Genomic DNA, 21,213 nt, shown 5'->3' with positions numbered 1-21,213 from the left:
TCGTTTACACCTTATGGGGGATGGAGATAAGACAAGCGTCTTTTTCCATTTTGCGAGTAGACATCTGAGCAATCAGGCCCTCAACTTCGATGTCTTTCAGCCATAGCTGGACGATTTCCTTTTCATCTTCACGGATGTAGTCGTCGAGCAAGATGTCGATGTGCGCACCTTTGAAGCCCGCAAGTACCGAAGGCACAGCAGGATATCGCGCATGTTTCCCGATTGATGCAGGTGGGCCGTCGACTATAATTAGTATTTTGATATCTGAACTTAGCTGCTCAGCCAATTCATGGAGGGCAGAGTGGCAGCTGTAATATGAGTATGTGCTGCCGTTGGGTGCCTTGAAGTCGGCCAGAGGCGCGAGTTCCAATTGCACTGCGTCCAGCAACCCAGCGTGTTGCAAGTTCGCCTGCGTTTGCGCGTGGTACTTCTCCAGGTGTTCGAATGCCACCTGCACGGTGGCAGGCTTGCCGTGTTGCTGGCGAGCAATTCTCGCCAACGCTTTGGCAATGACTACGGTTGAAGTGCCAGAGCCAAACTCGAGGATCAGGTCATAATCATTGCCGTCGATCAACTCGACCAGGTACAGCGCAAAGTCCGGGCTGATCGGCCAACCGTGCATGCCGGGCAAATGTTCGCCGTGATTCAGATAGTTCTGAACGCCCATGAATGCCTCCAGCTGCTGGGCAGCATTGAGCATCTCGGACTTCACCGTGCGCTCCAGAGACTGGCGCACCTTGACCATTTCGGCATTTTGCTGCTTGATCTGTTCGCTCAAGGTTGCGTGCTGCTTCTGCAAATCCTCAGACAACTTCTGAACCGCATTTTTCTCGGTGGCGGGGCGGATGGTGCTCATGCCTGGTTTTTGCTGGGCTTCCAAGGCCGGCAGCCCAAGCTGGCCCAGTTCCTCGCGCACGCGGGCTTGTACCAGCAGGCGTACATCTGCGCCGGGCGCGGCAATTTTCACGGCGTTCTGGAAGTGCCCCAGCGCCTGTTGCGAGCGGCTAGCAATGGCCGTGGCGCGGCCCAGAGTATTGTGCACGCCGGCAATCAGCACCTGGCTGATCAGCTGCTTGCTGCAGCCCCAGTCTTGGGCCAGCCGGGTGAACTGGCGCGCGGCGGTCATGTTGCCCAGTTGCTGGTGGGCGCCGGCAGCCAGCAGCGCCAGCTTGGCGCGGTCCGGGTGGTGCTGCAGGGTTTCACGTTGCAGCTCGGCAAGGCTTTGCCAGTCCCCGAATTGCCATTGCGTGCGGCTGCGCTCAAGCAGGTTTTCGTCGTAAGGGACCAACTGAGCATTCAGGCCTTCATCGGCATCTTCCAGAACAACCGGCTCGGCAGCGGGCTGTTGCTTGGCAGGTGGGGCTTTACGAAGGCGCAGCCAGTTGGCAATGGCTGTAAACATTGGCAAGCCCATGGTCAGAGCCCTGGCTCGCGCAGAAGCAAGTCTTTGATCAGTTCGAGCTGGGCTTCGCTCTTGACCAGTTCTTCTTCCAGCAAGCGCTGCCGATGCTGATACTCGACCGCTTCGCGCTCAAGTGTGTGCACATAACCCTGATTCGCTTCGAGCGTATCCTTATGCTCGGCCAACGCCTTCTGCAACTGGTCACGCTGTTCGCTGACCTTGTCCAGGTTCGCTTTGTATTCACCGGCCGATCTGGTTTGCGCATCGCAGGTTTCGGTGAGCCTGGCGTTGTCCTTGGCCAAGGCATCGCGTTCGCTTGCAAGCTCGCTGGCCGTGGCGCTGAGCGCTTCAGCGCGGGCCTGGCGTTCGTCTGCCAGTTGGGTCTGCATCTGGCAGGCACCCGCCAGCTCGGCCCGTTGGTTCTCCAGCGCTTCGTTGGTCAGGGCCAGTTCGCTGTTGCGGCTAGTCAATGTGGCAAGCTCTGCTCGCAGGTCGCCTATCTCGGTGGCTTGCTGGTCGTAAGCTGTGGTCAAAGCTGCATGCTGTTGCCGTAGCGCTTCGCAAGCGCTGGCAAGCTGGTCGCGCTCAGTGCCAATTGCATCAACTTGCACCTGCTGGGCGTTAGCCTGGGCGGCCTGTTCTTGCAGCGCCTGCTGCAGCTCGCCTTGTTGGGCTTGCATTGCTTCGCATGCAGAGAAGAGCCGGGCATTATCGCTTGCCAGCTCATCGAGCTGTTGCTTTTGCTCGTTGGCCAGCCCGGTCAGTTCGAGCAGGGCTGCGTCGCGTTGCTGCAGTTGCTGCTCCAGCTCCTGTAGCTGCTGCTGGCTGTTTTGAGCGGCAGACGAAGACTGCGAGCGCAGCTGTGCAACTTCGCTGTGCAGGCGGTGCTGTGCCAGGCGCGTAGCGTTCCGTTCGAACAGCAGCTGGCTTTGCGGGAAGATGGCGTCCGGGTTATCGGTGACCAGCTCGAAGTCTATGCTGTCCATCCAGGCGATGATCTCGCTGTCACTGGCATCATTTTGGTACAGCGGCTCGCTGCTGCATTCGATGATCACCCAGCTGAAGGTGTGCAGTGCGGCTGCCTGGGTAGCTTGAAGCAACTGTAATGCCTGCCCCGGTGCGGCAATGAGCAATGCGTGAGGTTGCCGGCCGTCCAGGGCCTGTTCGGCCACGATTGCTTCAAGGCTGCGCGCTGGAACCTGCAATGCTTCATCGCGGCGCAGATTGGGGTAGTAGGTAAACAGGTCGGCTGCCTGGTTGAGGCTGCTGTAGGCCAGGTTGTTCAGCGCTTGCAGCGTTGCCACCGGCTGTTCGTCGCCGGTAACGGCTACCGCAAGCAGGTGTTCCCCTTGGTCATGACGCAAGCGACGGCCCAGTTCCTCGGCCAGGCGTGGATGGGCCTCGGCCAGCAGCAACTGACGGCAACCCAGTTGGCGCCAGTCGCCCAGCTGGCTGCCGGTACCGGCACCCACGATCAGGCTGGTGTCCAGCCCATCAGCGCTGTGTTCATGAATGTGGCGCAGCAGCTTTTTCATTACTCAATGGCCTCGTCCAGCCGGGTTTCGACATCGTCCAGCAGGGCTTCAAGAATGCATTGCGCCTTGCGCAGTTCATGCAGTTGCGTCATGCCAGGCAGGGTGTTGTCACTGGGCTCGCACAGCAGGTCACCCAGCAAGGCGCATGCCTGGGTGCTGTCCGGGCGCTTGAGCAGGAACGACTTGAGCAGGGCGATGGCTGCTTCGCGCTGCTGTTGGCCAAGCAGCAGGTCAACACGCTGCGGCAGACCGTGGTCTTGCATGTACTTCAGACGCTTGGCCAGCGCGGTGTCCTGCGGTTGCAGGGCAATGGCCACTTGCAGGGCCTCTTCGGCCTGTTCGAACTGGCCCAGGGCAAACAGGCTGTTGGCCATGCCCAGGTGCGCCCAGTGCAGGCGCAGGTCGCAACCAGCGGCTACGCGGAACGCGTCCAAGGCCTCGCCGGCATTGCCCTGCAGCATCAGGCATTCACCCAGCTTGCAGTAACTCAGCGGGTTTTCGCCGAGTGCGCCGTTGATGGTGGCCCATGCAGTTTGAGCTTCAGCGACCTCGCCGGTTTCTTGCAGGCGTGAGGCAAGCCGATAGGCCTGGGCGAAGTTGCGCAGGTTGCCAGCAAAGCGGCTGTAGTTGGCTTGGTTCATCAGCTCGGCCAGCATGCCTAGGCCAAGCGCTCGCGGGATCTGAGGGTAGCTGGGCTCGCGTCGCTCGGGGCCGAAGGCAACGGGCTCGCCGCCAAGAATGCTGCCGGTGTCTGCAACGCGTGCGGTCAGGCTATGTACCTGGCCGTCGAACAACTCGTGGGACAGTTGCAAATCGAACATATAGCAACCATCGCCTATCCCGGCAGTTTGCAAGTCTTCTCGAAACTGCTGCGCAAGGCCTTGGGCAACGACTTCACCATTGGCGATGATTTCAATGGTCAGCCTTTTTTGTGGGTGAGCAGGAGCAAACGCCCAGCCGAAAGCGCGGTCGTCAAGAATGTAATCGAAATGGCCGTTGACTTCGGTGCTTGATGCTGCGGGTGCAGAGAGGGAATTCATGGCGTTTGGTCTGCAATTGAGTGCGAGTGGAGGTTTGCTGGCCGCCCCTGACAATGGCATTGGCGCTGTAGGGGCGCGCGCAGGCGGCGCGCCAGCGGCCGTGCTTGCGTGACGATGCCGTGGTCGGATGTAATAAAGCGCTTATTTATTGTGTGGCTAATAAGGCAATAAGAACTTTTTATTGCGATACCGCAGAAACGCGCTAATCTTGGAACTGATTGGAATAACGCAGCGCCAGGCACGGCATAATTCAACGCGTGGTTCAACAGAGCCAGCACCGTGTCTTGACGTGAAGTTTTGTGGGCATTGCCATCCATGCCGTACATCTACCGATTCCTTTCTTCCCAGGCTCCAGGGGCAGACTGGGTATGCTTCCGTTTGGCAAAGCTGCTAACGGGCATTGCTAATCCACCGTAAGGCCCGGTCAAGTAATCCAGGGCTAACGCTGGGTTATAAAACGGGTCATTGTAGTGGCCGAGCGTCCAACGCTCAATGAATTTTTGCTGTTCGCGTTGAGCGCGTGCGCGCTTTTCAGGCGCCAAATCTTTGCCGCGGCTGGCGGACTCTGCGTGGATCAGTCGTGCAAATGCACTCCACACCAGGTGCAGCCCTAGTTGTTGAATTTTCAGGCACAGGTCGACATCGTTGAACGCCACAGAGAAGGTGTTTTCATCTAGCCCGCCCACTGTGTCGTAGACCGTTTTGCGCATGAGCATGCACGCTGCTGTGATCGCACTCTGTCGGCGTGTTATCTGGTTGTTGCCCAAGTAGCCCGGGTCGTGCTCTGCGAGCGTATTGCCGCTATGTGCGGCCAAGCCGTTAACGCCTACAACTACGCCGCCATGTTGGACCATGCTGTTGGGCCACAAAAGTTTTGCCCCTACTGCACCGACGCCCGGACGCATCAGTTGTGCGACCATTTCCTTCAGCCAACTACTTTCAATGATTTCTATGTCGTTGTTGATCAGCCCGATCACTTCGCCGGTGGCCGCATCTGCCGCGCGGTTATTGATGGTCGAATAATTAAACGGGAAGGGATGATCGAGCACTATCACGCCACGCTCTTTTAAAGTGGCGAGGTAATCCAGGGTTTGGTGATCGGTGGATTGATTGTCGACAACGATTAGTTCAAGGTTTGGGTAGTCTGTACGGGTCAGTAGCCCTTCAAGGCATGCATGCAGCAATTTGTACTGGTCGCGTGTTGGGACGATCAGGCTCACCCGCGGCAATTGCTGGGGCAATGGCCAGTGCGCCCTGAGGAGCGCCGGATAATTCGCTACACGGCTCACAGTTGTGCCAGGTGTCAGGTTTTTGCATAGCCATTCCACGGCACGCAACCTGTGTGGTGAAGGCTCTGCCTGCTCCGGGCTGGCGGGGGTGTCATTGGCCCGGTGGTAAAGCACGCGTGGCAGGTGGGCCACGCTGGCGCTGTTTTTTTGCGTCGCCAACGCTATCGCTGCAACTAGGTCATGCCAGCCTGTTGTTTGCGGCTTATCACCAAGTTCCAGCAGTGCCAAGGCTTGTTCAACGATGTATGCGCTGAAAATGGCACCGGGTGAAAAGATGTCTGCTCCCACAAACAGGTCTATGTCCCAGGTAGGCTTCAACCACGGCGAACTGCGTTCCCCCTGAGCGCCGTCGCGATCGCAGTCGGCATAAGCCCAGGCGCTACCGTCATCCAACAGCGCACAGAGGTGTGGTAAGGCAAATGGGGCCAGGCGATCACCAGCAGCAAGCGGCAGGATGCGGTCGCACCCCTCTGCCAGCAGTTGCCGGAGGGCCGGCAAAAGCTCATCGGGCGGGGCCGTGGCTAAATGGTGCACATGCTCAACGTCTGCCCCCAGGCTGGCCAGGCTGCTTTGCTCGCGTTCCTTATCGCCTTCGCTGATCAGCAAAAGGCCGGTTTTACCCTGCAGGGCAGGGCGCTCCAGGCCTTCAAGTCGCTGAAAGGCTTCGAACCATTTTGGGTAATGCTGCCAGCCTGAGCTTTTTGCCAGGAGTTGGTCCTGCTCCTTGGTGATTTCGGTTAGCAGAGCCAAGGTTGCAGTGTCATGGCTTGAGTCAAGCTGGCGCAGCAAGCCCGCAGCACCCTCCGGTCGACAGCAAACGCGAATAGGGCTACCGGCAAGTGGTTGTTCAAGGTCGTTCACTACGTCCAGCACATGCACCTTGCCGTCAGCCAGTTCCCAAGGCAGGTCAAGGGTGAAGCCATGGTCACTGGTGGCGCGATATGCCAGTGCCTGGTGGTGGGTGTTGCAGGTGGCGTGGCCGATTATCTGATCACCTTCACGCACAGTGATTTGCACGTGGCGGTTTGGCGACTGCGGGTCCCAAGACCAGCCCGCAACGCGCAGCCCGCCCGTGTGCCACACCTGGGAGGCAAATGCAGGCGCTTGCTTGCTCGGGCTGGCGGGTAGCACGACAGTGCCATCCAAGGTGAAAGGTTGGTTGGCGATACGGGCGGTAATAACCTGTGCCTCGGCGAGCCAGCTCTCGCGCAGCTGTACGGCAAAACCGTGAAACTGGTCGCCCTGAGGGGCTTGGGGCTCATACTGATCGGCACGTGCCAGTGCTATGCCGGCACCGTCGATAAAAATTTCTACGACCGGGCGTTGTTCTGGTTGCGCAGTGTCTATTGCCCAACCCTGTAGCACATCGCCTTGCAGACCTAGAATGGCGCCACTGAAGGCTTGGAGTGCGACGGGTTGCTGGCCCGCCTGGGGCTTTTGCTGCAAGTCTTGGGTCATCAGGCTTGGCTCAGTGAAAAGGGGAGGGTGGCCAGTGCGTTTGCGCCGGCTTCGTCAGCAACAGGGCTTGGCGGTGCGTACAGGGGGGTGGTGAGCTCGTCGGCCAGGGGGCGGGCCAGCCAGCCTGCCCCGGGGGCATCATCCAGGCTCAAAACGCCGTCGCAACCTGCCGCGCGGGCGCGCTCTGCAAGGCTGAAGCCCGCTGGGGCGGGCAGCCTGTGGATGCTGCCGGTTGCCTGAAGTGCCTTGAGCCAGGGGGTGTCATCCTTGGCCAGTAATATCAGCGGTAGGCCTTCGCGGGCTATGTGTCTGGCCAGTGCAAGCCAGCGTTGGGCAATGATCGCGTTGGTCAGGGTGTCGCCAATCAGCAGCACACGGGGCGTTTCGGGTGCTTTTGTCGGGTGCTGCTTGGGCGCCAGCATTAACCAGTCAGCTGTGGGGTAGCTGTTTGAGTAGCTGCCTAGCAGTGCTTGCCAGGGTAATTGCACAGTGGCCGCTTCTTGGACAAACCAGCGCCAATCGTAGTCTTCGGTTTGGCCCAGCAGGCGGTCGTCGCGGCAAATGATGTGGTAAGGCACGCCCAGCAAACCGGGCAAATTGCACAACGCAGTTGGGCAGCGTGCTAGTTGTTCATATGCCAGCTTCTCCACAGGCAAGCTGCGCAGGGTGTCGACCAGCGTGTCGAATTCGCCAGGCAGTTCGAAGTCCAGCTGCAGTGCCAGGGGTAGCAGTGGGGCTTGCAACGTTACCCAGGTGCGATGGCTGTCATGGTGCCAGGCCAAGTTGAATTCAGCATCGCTATGCGAGCCACCGTGCAGGTGCAAAACCCGCTGGTTTTGCTTGGGCCAGTGGGCCTCGCGGGTGGCGCGAGGTCGGCTGGCAAGTTTGGCCAACCGGGCCCGTTGCAAGGCTTGGCGTGCAGGCTTGATAGGGTCGCGCAAGCAGAACCTGTTATAGCGGGCTGGGGCGTCCGGGTACCGTTTACGCAAAATGGCATTGTTGTGTGCCACACGCAGGGTTTTTTCTGCGCCGAACGAAATACCCCCTTCGTGCGCCACGAACACATTGGTCGCGCCCATGTGTCGCCAACCCAGGTTACGGGCACGCAGGCACCAGTCGGTTTCTTCGCCGTAGCCGCGGGCCAGCTGCGCTTCGTCCAGGTACCCTGCCTCATCCAGTGCTGCACGCTTTATGTAAAGGCAGAAGCCGCAGCCGGTTTCGATCTCCACCGGCACGCTGTTGCAGTTTTGCGCCAGGGTATCGAGTTCGGCCTGCTCTCGTGCGCTGGGCATGGCATGGCTGACCCGGCTTTGCGGAAAGCTCATGAGTTCGCCATTGTTGGTAAAGGGGGTGACCGAGGCGATGCTGGCATCGCTGTAAGCCACCTGGCGTAACCTGTCCAGCCAGTTGCCATGCACCCGGGTGTCGGCATTCAGCCACACCACATCCTTGTTCGGGCTCAAGGCCATGGCGCGGTTCATGCTGCGGATAAAGCCCAGGTTCACGGCATTGGTCACCAAGGTGATCTTGCCCTTGGCTGCCAGTACTTTCAGTGCTTTGGACAGTGCGGGCACTGGGGACGCATCGTCTATCACCACCAAGCGATGGGGGGTGCGGTTGAGCTTGCGGGCATCCAGTGCGCTGTTTATGCACTCCAATGTCTCGCTCAGGCCGTTGTAAACCGGAATAAGCACGTCCACAGGCTGCTGCTGGCCGCCGCCGCCTGCTGGTGGGGGCGGTGCAAAGGCTGGCATTGCAAACACCGGGCTGCCCAGCAGGGGGGTGCCATCGGCAAAGTACAGATGCACTGCGGCGGTTGGGTTTGGTACGCGGATCCGGAAGCCGCCATGGCTCCCAGGCAAGCCTGCGGCGCTAAGCAGTGGGTGCGCTGCGCTGGCAGACGTATCGGCTTGTATACCGTTGGCCTGAAGCTTCAGTGCGACGGGCGCCTGGAGGTTGCGCAAGTCGATCGCCCAACCCTGGATTACCTGCTGCTCAGGTACATAGCGTGCCACGCCTACTGTGGTCGGGGTGTCGGCCAGCCCTGCCAGCAGCTTGAGCACATGGGCCAGTTCCTGGCCAGTATGAATGTCTGGCAGGTGGGCCAAAATGATGCGGCGCAGCTCGGCAGGGTGCTCCGATTGGCTGCGGGCCTGCCAAAGCGTCAGGCGCAGCGCCAGGTCGTTGGGCTGTTTCTGCCACGCAGTTGTCAGGTAACGGGTCGCAAGTTCGAAATGGTTTTGCGCCAGTAGGCTGCGCCCGACCAGTGCATGGATGTCTGCACGCTCAGGCAGGGCCTGGGCGGCATTGGCAAAATAAACAAAGGCCAGCTCGGGGGTTTGCGGCAATGCCGCAATGCCTTTCCACACCAGCGCCTCCGGCCGGTACTCGGCTGTATGCAGGGCGCGCTCGAGTGCCGCTGCCGCCGGGCCAGGCTCGTTGGCTTGGCGGTGACGGTGGAAAATGTCCATGAGCGTTTCTCGCCCATGGTCGAGTTGTCTGGACATAAGCTTGGCTTGGCTACAAAAAATAAAAAGAGGGGCGACCCGAAAGTCGCCCCCTTTGGCATATGCCCAGCCTTGCGGCCGGGCACACGCTTCGCTACAGCAGGGCTAGTTAGACTTGGCCGTGCAGCACAACGACGTTGTCGATGTGAGCAACAGCTTCGTCGGAACCAACGATGCCCAGCGCCACGTCTGCGTGGGTGCCGCCGTTAGCCAGCAGAGCCAGCCAATCAGCTTTACCGTCTGCATCCGAAGCACGGCCCAGCGCGGACTGGTACAGGCCTTCGATGAAGTCGCTGTCAGACTTGGTCTGAGCTTCAGCGGAACCAACGATGGCAGCAGCCACGTCGGCACGGCTTGCGCCGTTGAACAGCTGGCCTACCCAAGCGTTCAGGCCTTCTTCCTCGGCTTCACGGCCCAGTACGTTTTCGTACAGGTCGCGGACGAAGTCGCCGTTCGACTGGTCGGCAGCGATCGCTTCTTGCGAAGTAGCGATGGCGGCAGCGATGTCGGCCAGGGACTGCGAACCGTTGGCCAGCTGGGCAGCCCAGGCAGCAGCGCCGTCTGCGTCAGCGTCACGACCCAGCAGAGCTTGGTACAGTTCGTTGACGTCGGTAGCGTTGACAGCACCGGCGAACTCGTTGGAGTTCAGGAAGATGTTGGCGATGTCGGTCAGCGAAACGCCAGCGTTCACTGCACCAACAAAGTCTTTGGCACCTTGCAGGTCAGCGTCACGGCCCAGGATGCCTTCGTACAGGCGCAGGGCAGCAGCTTCGTCTTGGCTGTGAGCCAGGGCTACGGTTTCAACGGTTTCGCCATTAACGAAGGTCAGGAACTCAGCGTTAGTGATCGAAGCGGTTTGGCCTACGCCTGGGGCAGCGCTGGTCAGGTTGACGTTGAAGTTGTTGCCGGTGGCGAAGTCATAGTCGGCACGCGAACCGTCCAACTGGACAACGTCGTAGCCTGCGCCAGTGTCAACCACGTCGGTGTGAGCGATACCGCTCAGTACCACGGTGTCGTTGCCGGTACCGGTTTTGACAACGTTGTTGCCAGCGCCAGCGATAACGGTGTTGTTACCATTGCCGGTGGTGATGATGTCGTTGCCAGCACCTGCATCGATGTACGAGTTCTGGTCACCGTTTACAGTGATCACGTCGTTACCAGCGCCAGTGGTCAGTACCAGGCCGATGTCGTCGGTAGAAGCAGCAACAGCGATGTCAGCTGCCAGTGCGGCGAATGCTTGGGTAGCAACGCCAGCTTGGCCTTGCAGGGTGACGTTCAGGCTGGCGTTACCTTCCAGGATGAACGCGGTTGCGCCGGCAGCTTCAGCTTCGGACAGGTCTACGGTTACCAGGTCTGCTGGGGTGCCAGCGATGGCGCCGGTTACCACGTCAACGTTGCCGCTGGCTGGCAGTTGCAGGTTAACGCCGTCGAAGCTGGCAACGTTCACTTGAGCGCCTTCAGCATCCAGGCCCAGCAGCGAGCTGATGGCGGCTACAGTGCTGTCCGACAGCGCGGTGTTGTCCAGGTAGGAGTTGAACTGATCGGACGATACGGGGTTATCGTATTGCATGGTGTATTCCTGTTACTTCAAGCCGGTTGGCTTGCGGTGCTGATTTTCTGCTGAGAGGCAGAGTTTTCCCACGGAGACTTAGAGCGGGCAGCGTTCGTCTTCGTAACGGGAGTAATGGCGATATGCAGCGCCACCAACGGCTCGGTGCCGGTGGGGCCATGCATCATCTGATTGGTCACCAGGCACTGCGGTTCGGCGTTACCGAACACAATGTGGCCTGTCAGTTCATAGTGTTTGCGCTGTGGGCCGACCAGGCTGAAACCTGCGCAAATCAGCGGCAGGCCTTCACCCCGCAAGCCGACAAAGGTGCCGGTGGACACGTTGCGGCTTGGGCCAGAGCCGGCAACCATGCACGTGTACAGCAGGTCGACGCCGGCCGGCTTGTTCGGCCAGTCGATGGCAAAGGATTCGATAAAATCGTCACTGCCTGGCGCGCCTACCCACCCTTCGTTCGATACCACTTCACCACCGCGACGCAAGTGGGCGGTAAGCTCGAACGGGAGAGGGGCGGTATTGGGCGCTGCGAGAGAGGGTTCTGTGGCGACTACGGCGAAGGTGCGCATGATGGCAGGTGAAGTGTCGATGCGGTCGATCCGCAGGTCGACGGGCTCGATCGCGTCTTCGAACATATGGTATTCGGTGATCAAGACAGTGGTCACACCACCTTTGACGCGCGCCACAATGGTGTCGCCAAGCTTGGTCAGCATGTTTTTGCTGACGCCTTCGGCAGGGAAAAAGTCGATGGAGCCTTTGCCCAGGGGCGCTTGCTGAAGCGCAATGCAGACGGGCTTGTCGGCAGGTGGTTGCGAGGCGAACCGAAAAATGAACATGCCGGGCTCAAGCAACGTGACCCGGGTGCTGATCCTCAGGCCGTCAAGGGGTTGCGAAGGCATAGACATGGCGTTGTTAAGCTCCTTTTAAACAAAACACTGGTAGCTAACTTGCTCAGACCCGTGCATACACACAAAACGGCCAGTGATGGCTCCCTGCGAGGTGCGAAGATGCAATGTGTAGGAAAAGTTGTCAACTCACAAAGGTAAAAAAACTTTCACCAAGAAATTGAACAAAATCATCCTCTTAGCTGTCTGCGGGTTGGCTTGCTGGATAACCTGGTGAGTTGAACGGCCGTGTAATGTTGCAAAAAAATCCATTTAAATCAATGATTTGAAATTTTATCAGATAAAGCTTGACAGTCTTGTAGGGGATTTCTGGCAGGGCGAATGCTGTTGCGACAAAACGGGCGCCGTCTGTCGCTTCGCTGGTGTGGCAGCCTCAGGTCGGCGGTACCGATTCACGGCGCCACGGTTGGTCGGGGTTGAATTGTGGCGTTTTGATGCTGGTCACTGTTTATTCACAAAGTTTTCAGGCGAGAGGCACAGATGAGCGCCAAGTCGCCAACCGGCGCCCTCCTCGTTGGAAGTGGGTGGTACACTGCCGGCCGTTTTCGCCTATCTCAGTATGGATACCATGAGTTCTCTATCTGACAACAACCTGCAAGCCGCTCTTAAAGCCTGCAAAAGCAGCTTCCTGTCGGTCGGCTTCTTCAGCTTTTTCGTCAACGCACTGATGCTGGTGCCCACCTTCTACATGATCCAGATATCCGGGCGGGTGGTCCCATCCAGTAGCACGTCGACCCTTTTGATGTTGACGTTGATCCTGACTGTGCTGATCGCAACGATGGGCGCCCTGGAGTGGGTGCGTTCGCGAATCATGGTGCGTATCAGCAACCGTCTGGATGTGATGCTAAGCCGCGATGTCTATCGCGCAAGCTTCAAGCGCGCGCTCTCCAGCGGTGGTGCGGATGCCACGGCGCAGTCGCTGAACGACCTTACGGCGCTACGCCAGTTCTTTACCGGTTCAGGTTTGTTCGCGTTCTTCGATGCGCCATGGTTCCCTATCTATACCGTTGTCATGTTCCTGTTCCACCCTTGGTTTGGTTACATGACATTGGCTTGCGGGCTGGTCCTCGCTGGCTTGGCTGTGGTCAATCACCGGTTGACTGCCAATGCCTTGGCAAATGCCAACAAAGAGAACGTCGCCTCTAATGTTGTCACTACCAAGACGCTGCGTAACGCGGAAGTCATCGAGTCGATGGGCATGCTTGAAACGCTCATGAACCGGTGGGCCAAGCGCCAGCGCCGTATCATGCTGATGCAGTCAGAGGCCAGTGATAAGGGTGGTATCGTCAGTACCATCTCGAAAACCTTCCGCACCTGGTCGCAGTCGATCATGCTGGCCATTGGTGCCTACTTGGTGGTTACCCACGAAATCAACCCAGGCTTGCTGATGGCGGGCTCCTTGCTGCTGGGGCGGGCATTGGGGCCCATCGATCAGATGATCGGCAGCTGGAAAGGCTTCGTCGCGGCCAAAGTGCAATACGACCGCTTGAGCAAGGTATTGGACGACCTGAGCAAGGAGCCAGAGCGTATGCCGCTGCCGGCACCCGAAGGCCAGATCCAGGTAGAGAACCTGGTTGTTGCGCCGCCGGGCGCCAAGGCACCCGTGATTCGTAACATGAGCTTCGTGGTGCCCGCTGGTTCCATCGTCGGTATCGTCGGCCCAAGTGCGGCTGGCAAGTCCACCCTGGTACGAGCGTTGATGGGCATCTGGCCGCCGCAGCATGGTGTGGTGCGTCTGGACGGTGCCGATATCGCCAGCTGGGACAAACAAGCGCTGGGTCAGTATGTGGGCTACCTGCCGCAAGATATCGAGTTGTTCGAAGGTAGTATCAGCGAAAACATCGCACGCTTTGACAAAATCGAACCGGAAAAAGTGGTGCAGGCGGCACAAATGGCTGGCGTGCACGAAATGATCCTGATGCTGCCGGATGGCTACGACACCGTGATCGGTAGCGACGGTGTCAACCTGTCCGGCGGCCAGCGCCAGCGTGTTGGCTTGGCGCGGGCTATCTACGGTAACCCTCGTTTGATCGTGCTCGACGAGCCTAATTCCAACCTGGACGATGTCGGCGAGCGTGCCTTGGGGGTTGCCTTGCAAAAGCTCAAGGAAACCGGCGCTACGGTGTTCATCGTCTCGCACCGCCCCAATATCCTGACCCGGTTGGACCGCATTCTGGTCATGGCTGGTGGGGCCATTTCGCTATATGGCGAGCGTGACCGTGTTATCGCCGAGTTGGCCGCACAGCAAGCCAAGGGCCAGCAGCGCGTCGGCCAGGCCGCCGCGGCGCAGGCCCCTGCCGCCGCTACACCCAACCCAGCTTCCCCAGCGCCTGCTGCCGCAGCGCCGGTCGTACCGACCAGTACTGGCGCGTAAAAGGACTTTCAGATGAGCAGTAAAGCTATCAACACGTTCGACCACAATTTTGATGACATGCCCACATCCGACCGGGGTATACGTCGTCTCGGCCTTACCATTGTGTTTGTCACCTTTGGCATTTTTGGTACATGGGCTGCGTTTGCCCCCTTGAGCAACGCAGTGCACGGTTCGGGTGTAGTCACCGTGCAAAACTACCGCAAGACCGTGCAGCACCTTGAGGGCGGCATCGTCAAAGAGCTGCATGCCCGTGATGGTGACTTGGTAAAAAAAGGCGACCCGCTGATTGTGCTGGATGAGAGCCAGCTGAGCGCCGAGTACGAGTCCACACGCAACCAGCTGATTGTGGCCCGTTATAAAGAAGCTAGGCTGCGCGCCGAGCGCGACGGCCTGGATGCGATCCCGGTAGTTGAGATGGATGGCACCGATTCGGCCCGTGCCGGTGAGGCGCTGAACGGCGAACTGCAGGTTTTCACGGCCCGTCACAATTCGTTGCAGGGTGAGATCTCGGTCAACCGCGAACGCATCGAGCAGATGAAGCAGCAGATCGTTGGCCTTAGTGAAATGATCCGCACAAAGCGAGGCCTGGAGAAGTCATACAGCGGCGAAATCAAGCAATTGCGAGAGCTGTTGGCCGAAGGCTTCGTCGATAACCAGCGCTTGTTGGAGCAAGAGCGCCGCCTTGACATGCTTAAGACCGAAGTGGCCGACCATGAGTCGACCATCAGCAAGACCAAGCTGCAAATCGGCGAGACCGAACTTCAGATCGTGCAACTGAAGAAGAAGTTTGACTCGGATGTGGCCAACGAACTGTCCGACGTGCAGGCCAAGGTGTTCGACCTCCAGGAAAAAGAAGCGGCATTGCGCGACCGGTTGTCGCGCGTGGTAATCCGCGCCCCGGAAAGCGGCATGGTGCTGGACATGAAGGTGCACACCATTGGCGGTGTGGTCAGTGCGGCCACGCCCTTGCTGGATATCGTCCCGGAAGCATCGGAACTGGTTGTCGAAGCCAGGGTTGACCCTAAGGACATCGACCGCCTAAAGCTGGGTAAAACCGCAGATATCCGCTTCAGCGCGTTCAGTGCTGCCACTACGCCGGTCATCGAAGGCAATCTGGTGCGCATTTCGGCCGACCGGCTTACCGATGAGCACTCCGGCGACCCTTATTACCTGGTGCGGGTGAAAGTGTCGGAAGACGGCATGAAAAAGCTCGGCAACCGCAAGTTGCAGCCGGGCATGCCCGCTGAGGTGTTGATCAATGCAGGCGAGCGCACGATGCTGGAATACCTGCTGAAACCGGCGAGCAACATGTTCGCTCAATCGCTGATTGAGGAATGATCGTGTTGCGTCTGCTACCTGGTGTACTCATTTGCTTGACGGCCTTGCAGGCAACGGCCGTTGAGTCTAAAAACCTGGCCGCCGAGCCGGCCAAGGGTGTTTCGGCATCAACCTATGCCCTGGACCTTGCTGGCCTGTACCGCGAAGCGCGCCTTGAAGATCCGCGGGTGCTGGCGGCTTACGCCAATGCTCGCACCGCCACCGAGCAGCAGCGCGAGGCACTGGGCCAACTGCTGCCGCAGGTGTCGGCCAACGCCAACTCCAGCCGCGTACTGCGCAAGAACGAAGCCACCCGCGACATCTACAACAACGAAACCTATTCCCTCAGCCTCACCCAGTACCTGTACAACAAACCGGCTTGGGAGCGTTACCAGAAGTCCAAGAGCGTCAAGGCGCAGAAAGGGCAGCAGGCCGAGGACACGCTGGCAGAGGCGACGGTGGACCTGGCCAAGCGCTACTTCGTTGCCCTGGCTGCCGATGACGAGTTGGCGCTGGTTCAGGCAGAGCGCCGGGCCACGCAAAAAAACCTGGACCGTGTCAGCATGATGTTCGACCGGCAGATGGCAAAAATTACCGACAAGCTGGACATGCAAGCGCGGGTTGATACCTTGGCGGCCCAAGAGGTGGATGCGCGCAACCAGGTGCAGGTCAGCCGCGAGGCGCTGGCCGAAATTGTCGGGCGGCCTATCCACGAGCCGCTCAGCCGGGTACGCAACGATGTAACCCTGCAGGCGCCGACGCGGCCGCTGCAAAGCTGGATTACCCAGGCAGTTGAAACAAACCCGATGCTCAAGGCTTCCCAAAGCAACGCGGAAGCTGCGAATGCTGCGGTGCGTGAAGGCAAGGGCGAGCATTACCCACAACTTGCCCTGAGCGTGAGTGCCCAGCAGAGCGACCAGGGTTATGACAACACCCAGGCGCCGCGTAGCGATAGCTATGTTGCCAGCCTGGGGTTGAAAATCCCGATCTATAGCGGCGGCTCTACCTCGGCTCGCGTGCGCGGTTTGTATGACCAGCAACTGGCGGCGGAGGTGCAAGCGGAGGGTATTCGCAGGCAGGTTGTTAAGGAGACCACCACGGCCTACCTGACAGCGCAATCCAGCGTCGAGAAAATACGCGCCAACCGCAATGCGTTGGCTTCGGCACAGAAGTCGAGCGTGGCGGCGCAGAAGGCATTTACCTTTGGTGTGGTGAATGCGGTAGATGTGTTAACTGCCGTGCAGAACGAGTTCAAGGCTCGCCGCGATCTGCTCAAGTCTCAGTATGACTTCATTACCAACCTGTTCCTGCTCAGTCGCTGGGCGGGCGAGTTGAATCAGGAGAGTGTCGACAACGTAAACGTGTGGCTCAGTCCTGTGCCTGAGACCACCCTGCCGGGTGGCGACGTGGCAAGCCTGGATGCGCGCACTTGAGTCGACGCTCAAAGCAGCATGCCTAAGGTTGTTCACATTGCTACGTAGCGGCTGCCTGGCCAGGCAGTCGCTACGAGGCGGGGCGCCGGGTGCGCTTGGCTTTCTTCCTACAGAATCGGTGTCGAGCGCCGTACACCTTAGATGTATACTGCCGCGTTTACCCCTTATTGGCACTGACGCCAACGAGGTGTTGCAAGCAGCAGGGACCCGAGACAGCTTTCATGGATAGACGCACGATTTTTGTCACTGGTGCCAGCGGCTTCGTAGGACGCGCGCTTTGCCATACCTTGAGCACGCAGGCTGCCTTTGCCACCCGGGGCGCGGTGCGTGTGGCCGGCACACCGCTTCCAGCTGGCGTCCAGGCTGCTATTGTCAGCGATCTGAATGCCTCTACCGACTGGGCTGCGGCGCTGGCAGGTGTTGATGTGCTGGTGCATGCCGCTGCGCGTGTACACGTGATGAACGAAACCGCTGCCGATAGTTTGGCCGCATTTCGCCAGGTGAACGTGGAAGGCACCCTGAACCTTGCAAGGCAAGCGGCTGCTGCGGGGGTGCGGCGCTTTGTCTTTATCAGCTCCATCAAGGTCAATGGCGAAACCAGTCAGCCTGGTCGTCCATTGCGCGCAGACGATGCACCAGCGCCCGTGGATGCCTATGGTATTTCCAAGCAGGAAGCCGAGCAGGGTTTGTTCGAACTGGCGGCTAGCTGCGACATGGAAGTCGTGGTGATACGCCCAGTGCTGGTCTACGGGCCAGGGGTAAAAGCCAACTTCCACAGCATGATGCGTTGGGTGCAGCGGGGCCTACCGTTACCCTTTGGGGTCGTCGATAACCGGCGCAGCCTGGTATCGCTAGGCAATCTGGTCGATTTGATCGTTACCTGTATCGAGCATCCCGCGGCGGCCAATCAAGTATTTATCGCCAGCGATGGTGACGATGTTTCGTTGCCTGTCTTGTTGCGTGCATTGGGCCAGGCTTTGGGTCGGCCGGTGCGGCTTCTGCCTGTGCCTGTGGGGGCTCTGAAGTTTGCAGCGGGCTTGGTCGGGCGAGGTGACCTGGCCTTGCGACTGCTAGGGTCGTTGCAAGTGGACATTCGAAAAAATCGCGAACTGCTTGGGTGGACGCCGCCTTTGACGCTCGACCAGGGCCTGCAGATAACCGCCCGCTCATTTCTGGAACACCGATATTGATGATTTGGCTCCTTCTTGTTGTGGCGGGGTTGGCTTCGCTACTGATGACTGCCGCATTGCGCCGTTATGCACTGGCACGCAGTATCCTGGATATCCCCAATGCGCGAAGCTCCCACTCCTTGCCTACGCCTCGTGGGGGTGGCCTGTCGTTCGTATTTGCCTTTCTGCTAGGCCTGGTGCCGCTTGGCTGGTCTGGCGCACTCGCCAATGAGGCGGTGCTGGCAATAGTGGGTGCTGGTGGTGCGGTAGCGCTGGTCGGCTTCATGGACGACCATGGCCACATCGCCGCGCGCTGGCGCTTGCTGGGGCATTTCATTGCGGCCGGCTGGGGGCTTTTCTGGATCGGCGGCTTGCCACCGATGACGATTTTTGGCGTGCCGTTGTCTGCAGCCTGGCTCAGTATCATCATCGGGCTGCTGTACTTGGTGTGGTTGCTCAATTTGTACAATTTCATGGACGGCATCGATGGTATCGCCAGCATCGAGGCTATCTGCGTATGCCTTGGGGGCAGCCTGCTGTACTGGTTGGCCGGGCATGCCCAAGAGGCTTTGTTGCCAATGTTGCTGGCGGCCACGGTGGCCGGCTTCCTGGTTTGGAATTTCCCGCCTGCACGCATCTTCATGGGCGATGCCGGCAGTGGTTTCCTGGGTATTGTCCTGGGCCTGCTGGCATTAATGGCAGGCTGGATAAACCCGCTATTATTCTGGGGGTGGTTAATACTTTTGGGAGTGTTCGTGGTGGACGCCACGTTCACCCTCGCACGGCGGCTGCTGCGGGGCGACAAGGTGTACCAGGCGCACCGCAGCCATGCCTACCAGTATGCCTCGCGTCGCTACGCCGGCCACCGCCCGGTCAGCCTGGCAGTGGCGGCCATCAACCTTGGCTGGCTGTTGCCTGTGGCTACGGCGGTGGTGCTGTTGAAACTCGACGGTGCGCTGGGAACGATGGTGGCGTACGCGCCTCTTATAGTGTTGGCGCTGATCTACCAGGCAGGGAAAAAGGAATAGGATGGTCGAACAAGGAAGGCGTCGTTTCGCGCTGCTGAACCTTCGGTTCTGCTCAGAAGCGCTCTGGTCAGTCAATCGAAGCCCCGATGCGCAGAGGATAACTGGATGAGCGACGCAAAAAATCAAAAAGTGCGTGAGTACCTTGTCAACTTGTCCCGGCGCAACAAACGCCTGGTACAAGTGTGCACCGACATTGTGCTGATCTGGTTTGCATTGTGGCTGTCCTTTATCGTGCGCCTGGGCGTCGATGAAATGTACAACCCTATTGTCGAGCATGGCTGGCTGTTCCTCGCCGCCCCGGTGGTTGCCATTCCGTTGTTTATCCGCTTTGGCATGTACCGGGCGGTCATGCGCTATTTTGGCAATGATGCGCTGGTGACCATCATCAAGGCTGTGACACTGTCGTCACTGATCCTGGCGGTGGTGGTGTACTGGTACAGCAACCATCAAGTTGTCGTGCCGCGGTCGATCATTTTCAACTACTGGTGGTTGAGCATGGTCATCATCGGGGGCCTGCGCCTGATCATGCGCCAGTATTTTCTGGGGGACTGGTTTGCCGGCTCTCATCAGATACCGTTCGCCAACCGCGACGACGGCCTGGTCAAGGTCGCCATTTATGGTGCAGGTACCGCTGGCAACCAGTTGTTGGCAGCCCTGCGTATGGGCCGGGCCATGCGCCCCGTGGCCTTCATTGACGATGACAGCGACCTTGCCAACCGTGTGATTTCAGGCTTGCAGGTGTACAAGCCCAAGCACCTCGACCAGTTGATCAAAGAAACCGGCGCCCAGGAAATCCTTTTGGCGCTACCCTCCGCTTCGCGAGCCCGGCGCAGGGACATCCTCGCCTTGCTCGAACCCTACCCCTTGCACGTACGCAGCGTGCCGGCCTTCGCCGACCTGGCCAGTGGGCGGGTGAGGGTGGACGACATTCAGGACGTGGACATTGCCGACCTGTTGGGGCGGGACCCGGTACCCGCTCAGGAGGGGCTGCTTGAGCGCTGCATCTACAAGCAAACCGTTCTGGTTACCGGGGCTGGGGGTTCCATAGGCTCTGAGCTGTGCCGTCAGATCATGGGGCAGGGGCCAACCACCTTGCTGTTGTTCGATCACAGTGAGTTCAACCTTTACAGCATCTTGAGCGAGTTGGAGCAGCGCATTGTGCGCGAGTCGCTGTCGGTGCGGCTGTTGCCGATTCTGGGTTCTGTACGCAATCAGCAGCACCTGGTCGATGTGATGGCTACCTGGCGCGTCGACACGGTCTACCACGCTGCAGCCTACAAGCATGTGCCCATGGTCGAGCACAATATCGCTGAAGGTATCCTCAACAATGTGTACGGCACACTGTGCACTGCCCAGGCAGCGTTGCAGACCGGCGTGGCCAACTTCGTGCTCATTTCCACCGACAAGGCCGTGCGGCCAACCAATGTCATGGGCAGCACCAAGCGTTTGTCCGAGCTGATCTTGCAGGCGCTGAGCCGTGAGGCGGCACCGGTGATGTATGGCGACAGCAGCAAGATTGCCCGGGTGAACAAGACCCGCTTCACCATGGTGCGCTTCGGCAACGTGCTGGGCTCGTCCGGCTCGGTGATTCCGCTGTTCCATGAGCAGATCAAGGCCGGTGGGCCGTTGACGGTCACTCACCCGAAAATTACCCGTTACTTCATGACCATCCCCGAAGCCGCGCAACTGGTGGTGCAGGCGGGTGCCATGGGGCAGGGCGGCGATGTATTCGTGCTGGATATGGGGGAGCCGGTACGTATTGTCGAGCTGGCCGAGAAAATGATCCACCTCTCGGGGCTGAGTGTGCGCAGCCAGAGCAACCCGCAGGGCGATATTGCCATCGACTTCACGGGGCTGCGCCCTGGTGAAAAGCTGTATGAAGAGTTGCTCATCGGTGATGACGTATCGCCCACCGCTCACCCGATGATCATGGCCGCTAACGAAGACTTTCTGGCGTGGGAGCTTCTACGAGAGCGGCTGACCCAGTTGCTGGCGGCGGTTGCCGACGATGACTTCACCCGTGTGCGGCAGTTGTTGCGAGAGCTGGTCAGCGGTTACTCGCCCCAGGGGGAAATCGTGGATTGGGTGTATCTGCAACGGCGCCAGGGGCCGTTGGACCGATAGGCTGTCAGCTAATGCGGCCCGGCTTGCCAGCTACGGGCCGCATGAACGGCGCTGATCGATCAACCGAC

General features: G+C 59.3%; 14 protein-coding genes. 7 read left to right on the top strand and 7 right to left on the bottom strand.

Going from position 1 to position 21,213, the window contains the following annotated elements; translation table 11 throughout:
* Nucleotides 1-4: 4 nt before the first annotated feature.
* Genes APH36_RS03655 through APH36_RS03645 form a run of 3 tightly spaced genes read right to left on the bottom strand, consistent with a single transcriptional unit; the run spans nucleotide 5 to nucleotide 3,758 of the window.
* Nucleotides 5-1,402 (bottom strand): methyltransferase FkbM, encoded by a 1,398-nt coding sequence (locus APH36_RS03655; protein ID WP_232333286.1) that lies wholly within the window; start codon nucleotides 1,400-1,402, stop codon nucleotides 5-7.
* 14 nt (nucleotides 1,403-1,416) lie between these two features.
* The gene (locus APH36_RS03650) at nucleotides 1,417-2,937 is read right to left on the bottom strand and encodes a hypothetical protein (RefSeq protein ID WP_060497522.1); all 1,521 of its coding nucleotides are present in this window, start codon (nucleotides 2,935-2,937) and stop codon (nucleotides 1,417-1,419) included.
* The gene (locus tag APH36_RS03645) at nucleotides 2,937-3,758 is read right to left on the bottom strand and encodes a tetratricopeptide repeat protein (RefSeq protein ID WP_223623283.1); all 822 of its coding nucleotides are present in this window, start codon (nucleotides 3,756-3,758) and stop codon (nucleotides 2,937-2,939) included. The genes APH36_RS03650 and APH36_RS03645 overlap by 1 nt, the downstream gene beginning before the upstream one ends.
* Between APH36_RS03645 and APH36_RS32525 the strand changes: the two genes are divergently transcribed.
* The gene (locus APH36_RS32525) at nucleotides 3,744-3,950 is read left to right on the top strand and encodes a hypothetical protein (RefSeq protein ID WP_223623285.1); all 207 of its coding nucleotides are present in this window, start codon (nucleotides 3,744-3,746) and stop codon (nucleotides 3,948-3,950) included. The two genes, APH36_RS03645 and APH36_RS32525, sit on opposite strands and share 15 nt — an antisense overlap.
* A 353-nt stretch (nucleotides 3,951-4,303) precedes the next feature.
* On the opposite strand, the gene APH36_RS03640 is transcribed toward APH36_RS32525, so the two are convergent.
* The 4 genes from APH36_RS03640 to APH36_RS03625 form a co-directional block, all read right to left on the bottom strand.
* Nucleotides 4,304-6,724, bottom strand: a complete 2,421-nt coding sequence (locus APH36_RS03640) for a glycosyltransferase (protein WP_060497520.1) — start codon at nucleotides 6,722-6,724, stop codon at nucleotides 4,304-4,306.
* The gene (locus APH36_RS03635; RefSeq protein ID WP_060497519.1) at nucleotides 6,724-9,195 is read right to left on the bottom strand and encodes a glycosyltransferase family 2 protein; all 2,472 of its coding nucleotides are present in this window, start codon (nucleotides 9,193-9,195) and stop codon (nucleotides 6,724-6,726) included. Before APH36_RS03635 ends, APH36_RS03640 begins: the two co-directional genes overlap by 1 nt.
* Nucleotides 9,196-9,340: 145 nt before the next feature.
* Nucleotides 9,341-10,801 carry a DUF4214 domain-containing protein gene (locus tag APH36_RS03630; protein WP_060497518.1) on the bottom strand — a complete coding sequence of 487 codons (1,461 nt, stop codon included), beginning with the start codon at nucleotides 10,799-10,801 and terminating at the stop codon, nucleotides 9,341-9,343.
* Between the two features lie 17 nt (nucleotides 10,802-10,818).
* Entirely contained in the window at nucleotides 10,819-11,694 is an 876-nt protein-coding gene (locus APH36_RS03625) for a hypothetical protein (RefSeq protein WP_060497517.1), read from the bottom strand.
* Between the two features lie 574 nt (nucleotides 11,695-12,268).
* Between APH36_RS03625 and APH36_RS03620 the strand changes: the two genes are divergently transcribed.
* The 6 genes from APH36_RS03620 (at nucleotide 12,269) to APH36_RS03595 (ending at nucleotide 21,145) form a co-directional block, all read left to right on the top strand.
* The gene (locus APH36_RS03620) at nucleotides 12,269-14,074 is read left to right on the top strand and encodes a type I secretion system permease/ATPase (RefSeq protein ID WP_060497548.1); all 1,806 of its coding nucleotides are present in this window, start codon (nucleotides 12,269-12,271) and stop codon (nucleotides 14,072-14,074) included.
* Nucleotides 14,075-14,086: 12 nt separating this feature from the next.
* Nucleotides 14,087-15,412, top strand: coding sequence for an HlyD family type I secretion periplasmic adaptor subunit (locus tag APH36_RS03615; RefSeq protein ID WP_060497516.1), 1,326 nt, complete (start codon nucleotides 14,087-14,089; stop codon nucleotides 15,410-15,412).
* Nucleotides 15,409-16,824 carry a TolC family outer membrane protein gene (locus APH36_RS03610; RefSeq protein WP_060497515.1) on the top strand — a complete coding sequence of 472 codons (1,416 nt, stop codon included), beginning with the start codon at nucleotides 15,409-15,411 and terminating at the stop codon, nucleotides 16,822-16,824. Before APH36_RS03615 ends, APH36_RS03610 begins: the two co-directional genes overlap by 4 nt.
* Nucleotides 16,825-17,045: 221 nt before the next feature.
* Nucleotides 17,046-18,014 (top strand): SDR family oxidoreductase, encoded by a 969-nt coding sequence (locus APH36_RS03605; RefSeq protein ID WP_060497514.1) that lies wholly within the window; start codon nucleotides 17,046-17,048, stop codon nucleotides 18,012-18,014.
* On the top strand, nucleotides 18,014-19,021 hold the full coding sequence (locus APH36_RS03600; RefSeq protein ID WP_060497513.1) for a glycosyltransferase family 4 protein: 1,008 nt from the start codon (nucleotides 18,014-18,016) through the stop codon (nucleotides 19,019-19,021). Before APH36_RS03605 ends, APH36_RS03600 begins: the two co-directional genes overlap by 1 nt.
* A gap of 105 nt (nucleotides 19,022-19,126) precedes the next feature.
* Nucleotides 19,127-21,145, top strand: a complete 2,019-nt coding sequence (locus tag APH36_RS03595; protein WP_060497512.1) for a nucleoside-diphosphate sugar epimerase/dehydratase — start codon at nucleotides 19,127-19,129, stop codon at nucleotides 21,143-21,145.
* The last annotated feature ends 68 nt before the right edge of the window (nucleotides 21,146-21,213 follow it).

It is taken from the genome of Pseudomonas sp. NBRC 111133 (assembly GCF_001320605.1).
Lineage (GTDB): Bacteria > Pseudomonadota > Gammaproteobacteria > Pseudomonadales > Pseudomonadaceae > Aquipseudomonas > Aquipseudomonas monteilii.
This window is presented reverse-complemented; position numbering and strand designations above follow the sequence as displayed.

Bases quoted from the DNA above. Each gene is read 5' to 3' on its own strand.
- APH36_RS03655 (WP_232333286.1), bottom strand. From the start codon at position 1,402: ATGTTTACAGCCATTGCCAACTGGCTGCGCCTTCGTAAAGCCCCACCT.
- APH36_RS03650 (WP_060497522.1), bottom strand. From the start codon at position 2,937: ATGAAAAAGCTGCTGCGCCACATTCATGAACACAGCGCTGATGGGCTG.
- APH36_RS03645 (WP_223623283.1), bottom strand. From the start codon at position 3,758: ATGTTCGATTTGCAACTGTCCCACGAGTTGTTCGACGGCCAGGTACAT.
- APH36_RS03640 (WP_060497520.1), bottom strand. From the start codon at position 6,724: ATGACCCAAGACTTGCAGCAAAAGCCCCAGGCGGGCCAGCAACCCGTC.
- APH36_RS03635 (WP_060497519.1), bottom strand. From the start codon at position 9,195: ATGGACATTTTCCACCGTCACCGCCAAGCCAACGAGCCTGGCCCGGCG.
- APH36_RS03630 (WP_060497518.1), bottom strand. From the start codon at position 10,801: ATGCAATACGATAACCCCGTATCGTCCGATCAGTTCAACTCCTACCTG.
- APH36_RS03625 (WP_060497517.1), bottom strand. From the start codon at position 11,694: ATGCCTTCGCAACCCCTTGACGGCCTGAGGATCAGCACCCGGGTCACG.
- APH36_RS03620 (WP_060497548.1), top strand. From the start codon at position 12,269: ATGAGTTCTCTATCTGACAACAACCTGCAAGCCGCTCTTAAAGCCTGC.
- APH36_RS03615 (WP_060497516.1), top strand. From the start codon at position 14,087: ATGAGCAGTAAAGCTATCAACACGTTCGACCACAATTTTGATGACATG.
- APH36_RS03610 (WP_060497515.1), top strand. From the start codon at position 15,409: ATGATCGTGTTGCGTCTGCTACCTGGTGTACTCATTTGCTTGACGGCC.
- APH36_RS03605 (WP_060497514.1), top strand. From the start codon at position 17,046: ATGGATAGACGCACGATTTTTGTCACTGGTGCCAGCGGCTTCGTAGGA.
- APH36_RS03600 (WP_060497513.1), top strand. From the start codon at position 18,014: ATGATTTGGCTCCTTCTTGTTGTGGCGGGGTTGGCTTCGCTACTGATG.
- APH36_RS03595 (WP_060497512.1), top strand. From the start codon at position 19,127: ATGAGCGACGCAAAAAATCAAAAAGTGCGTGAGTACCTTGTCAACTTG.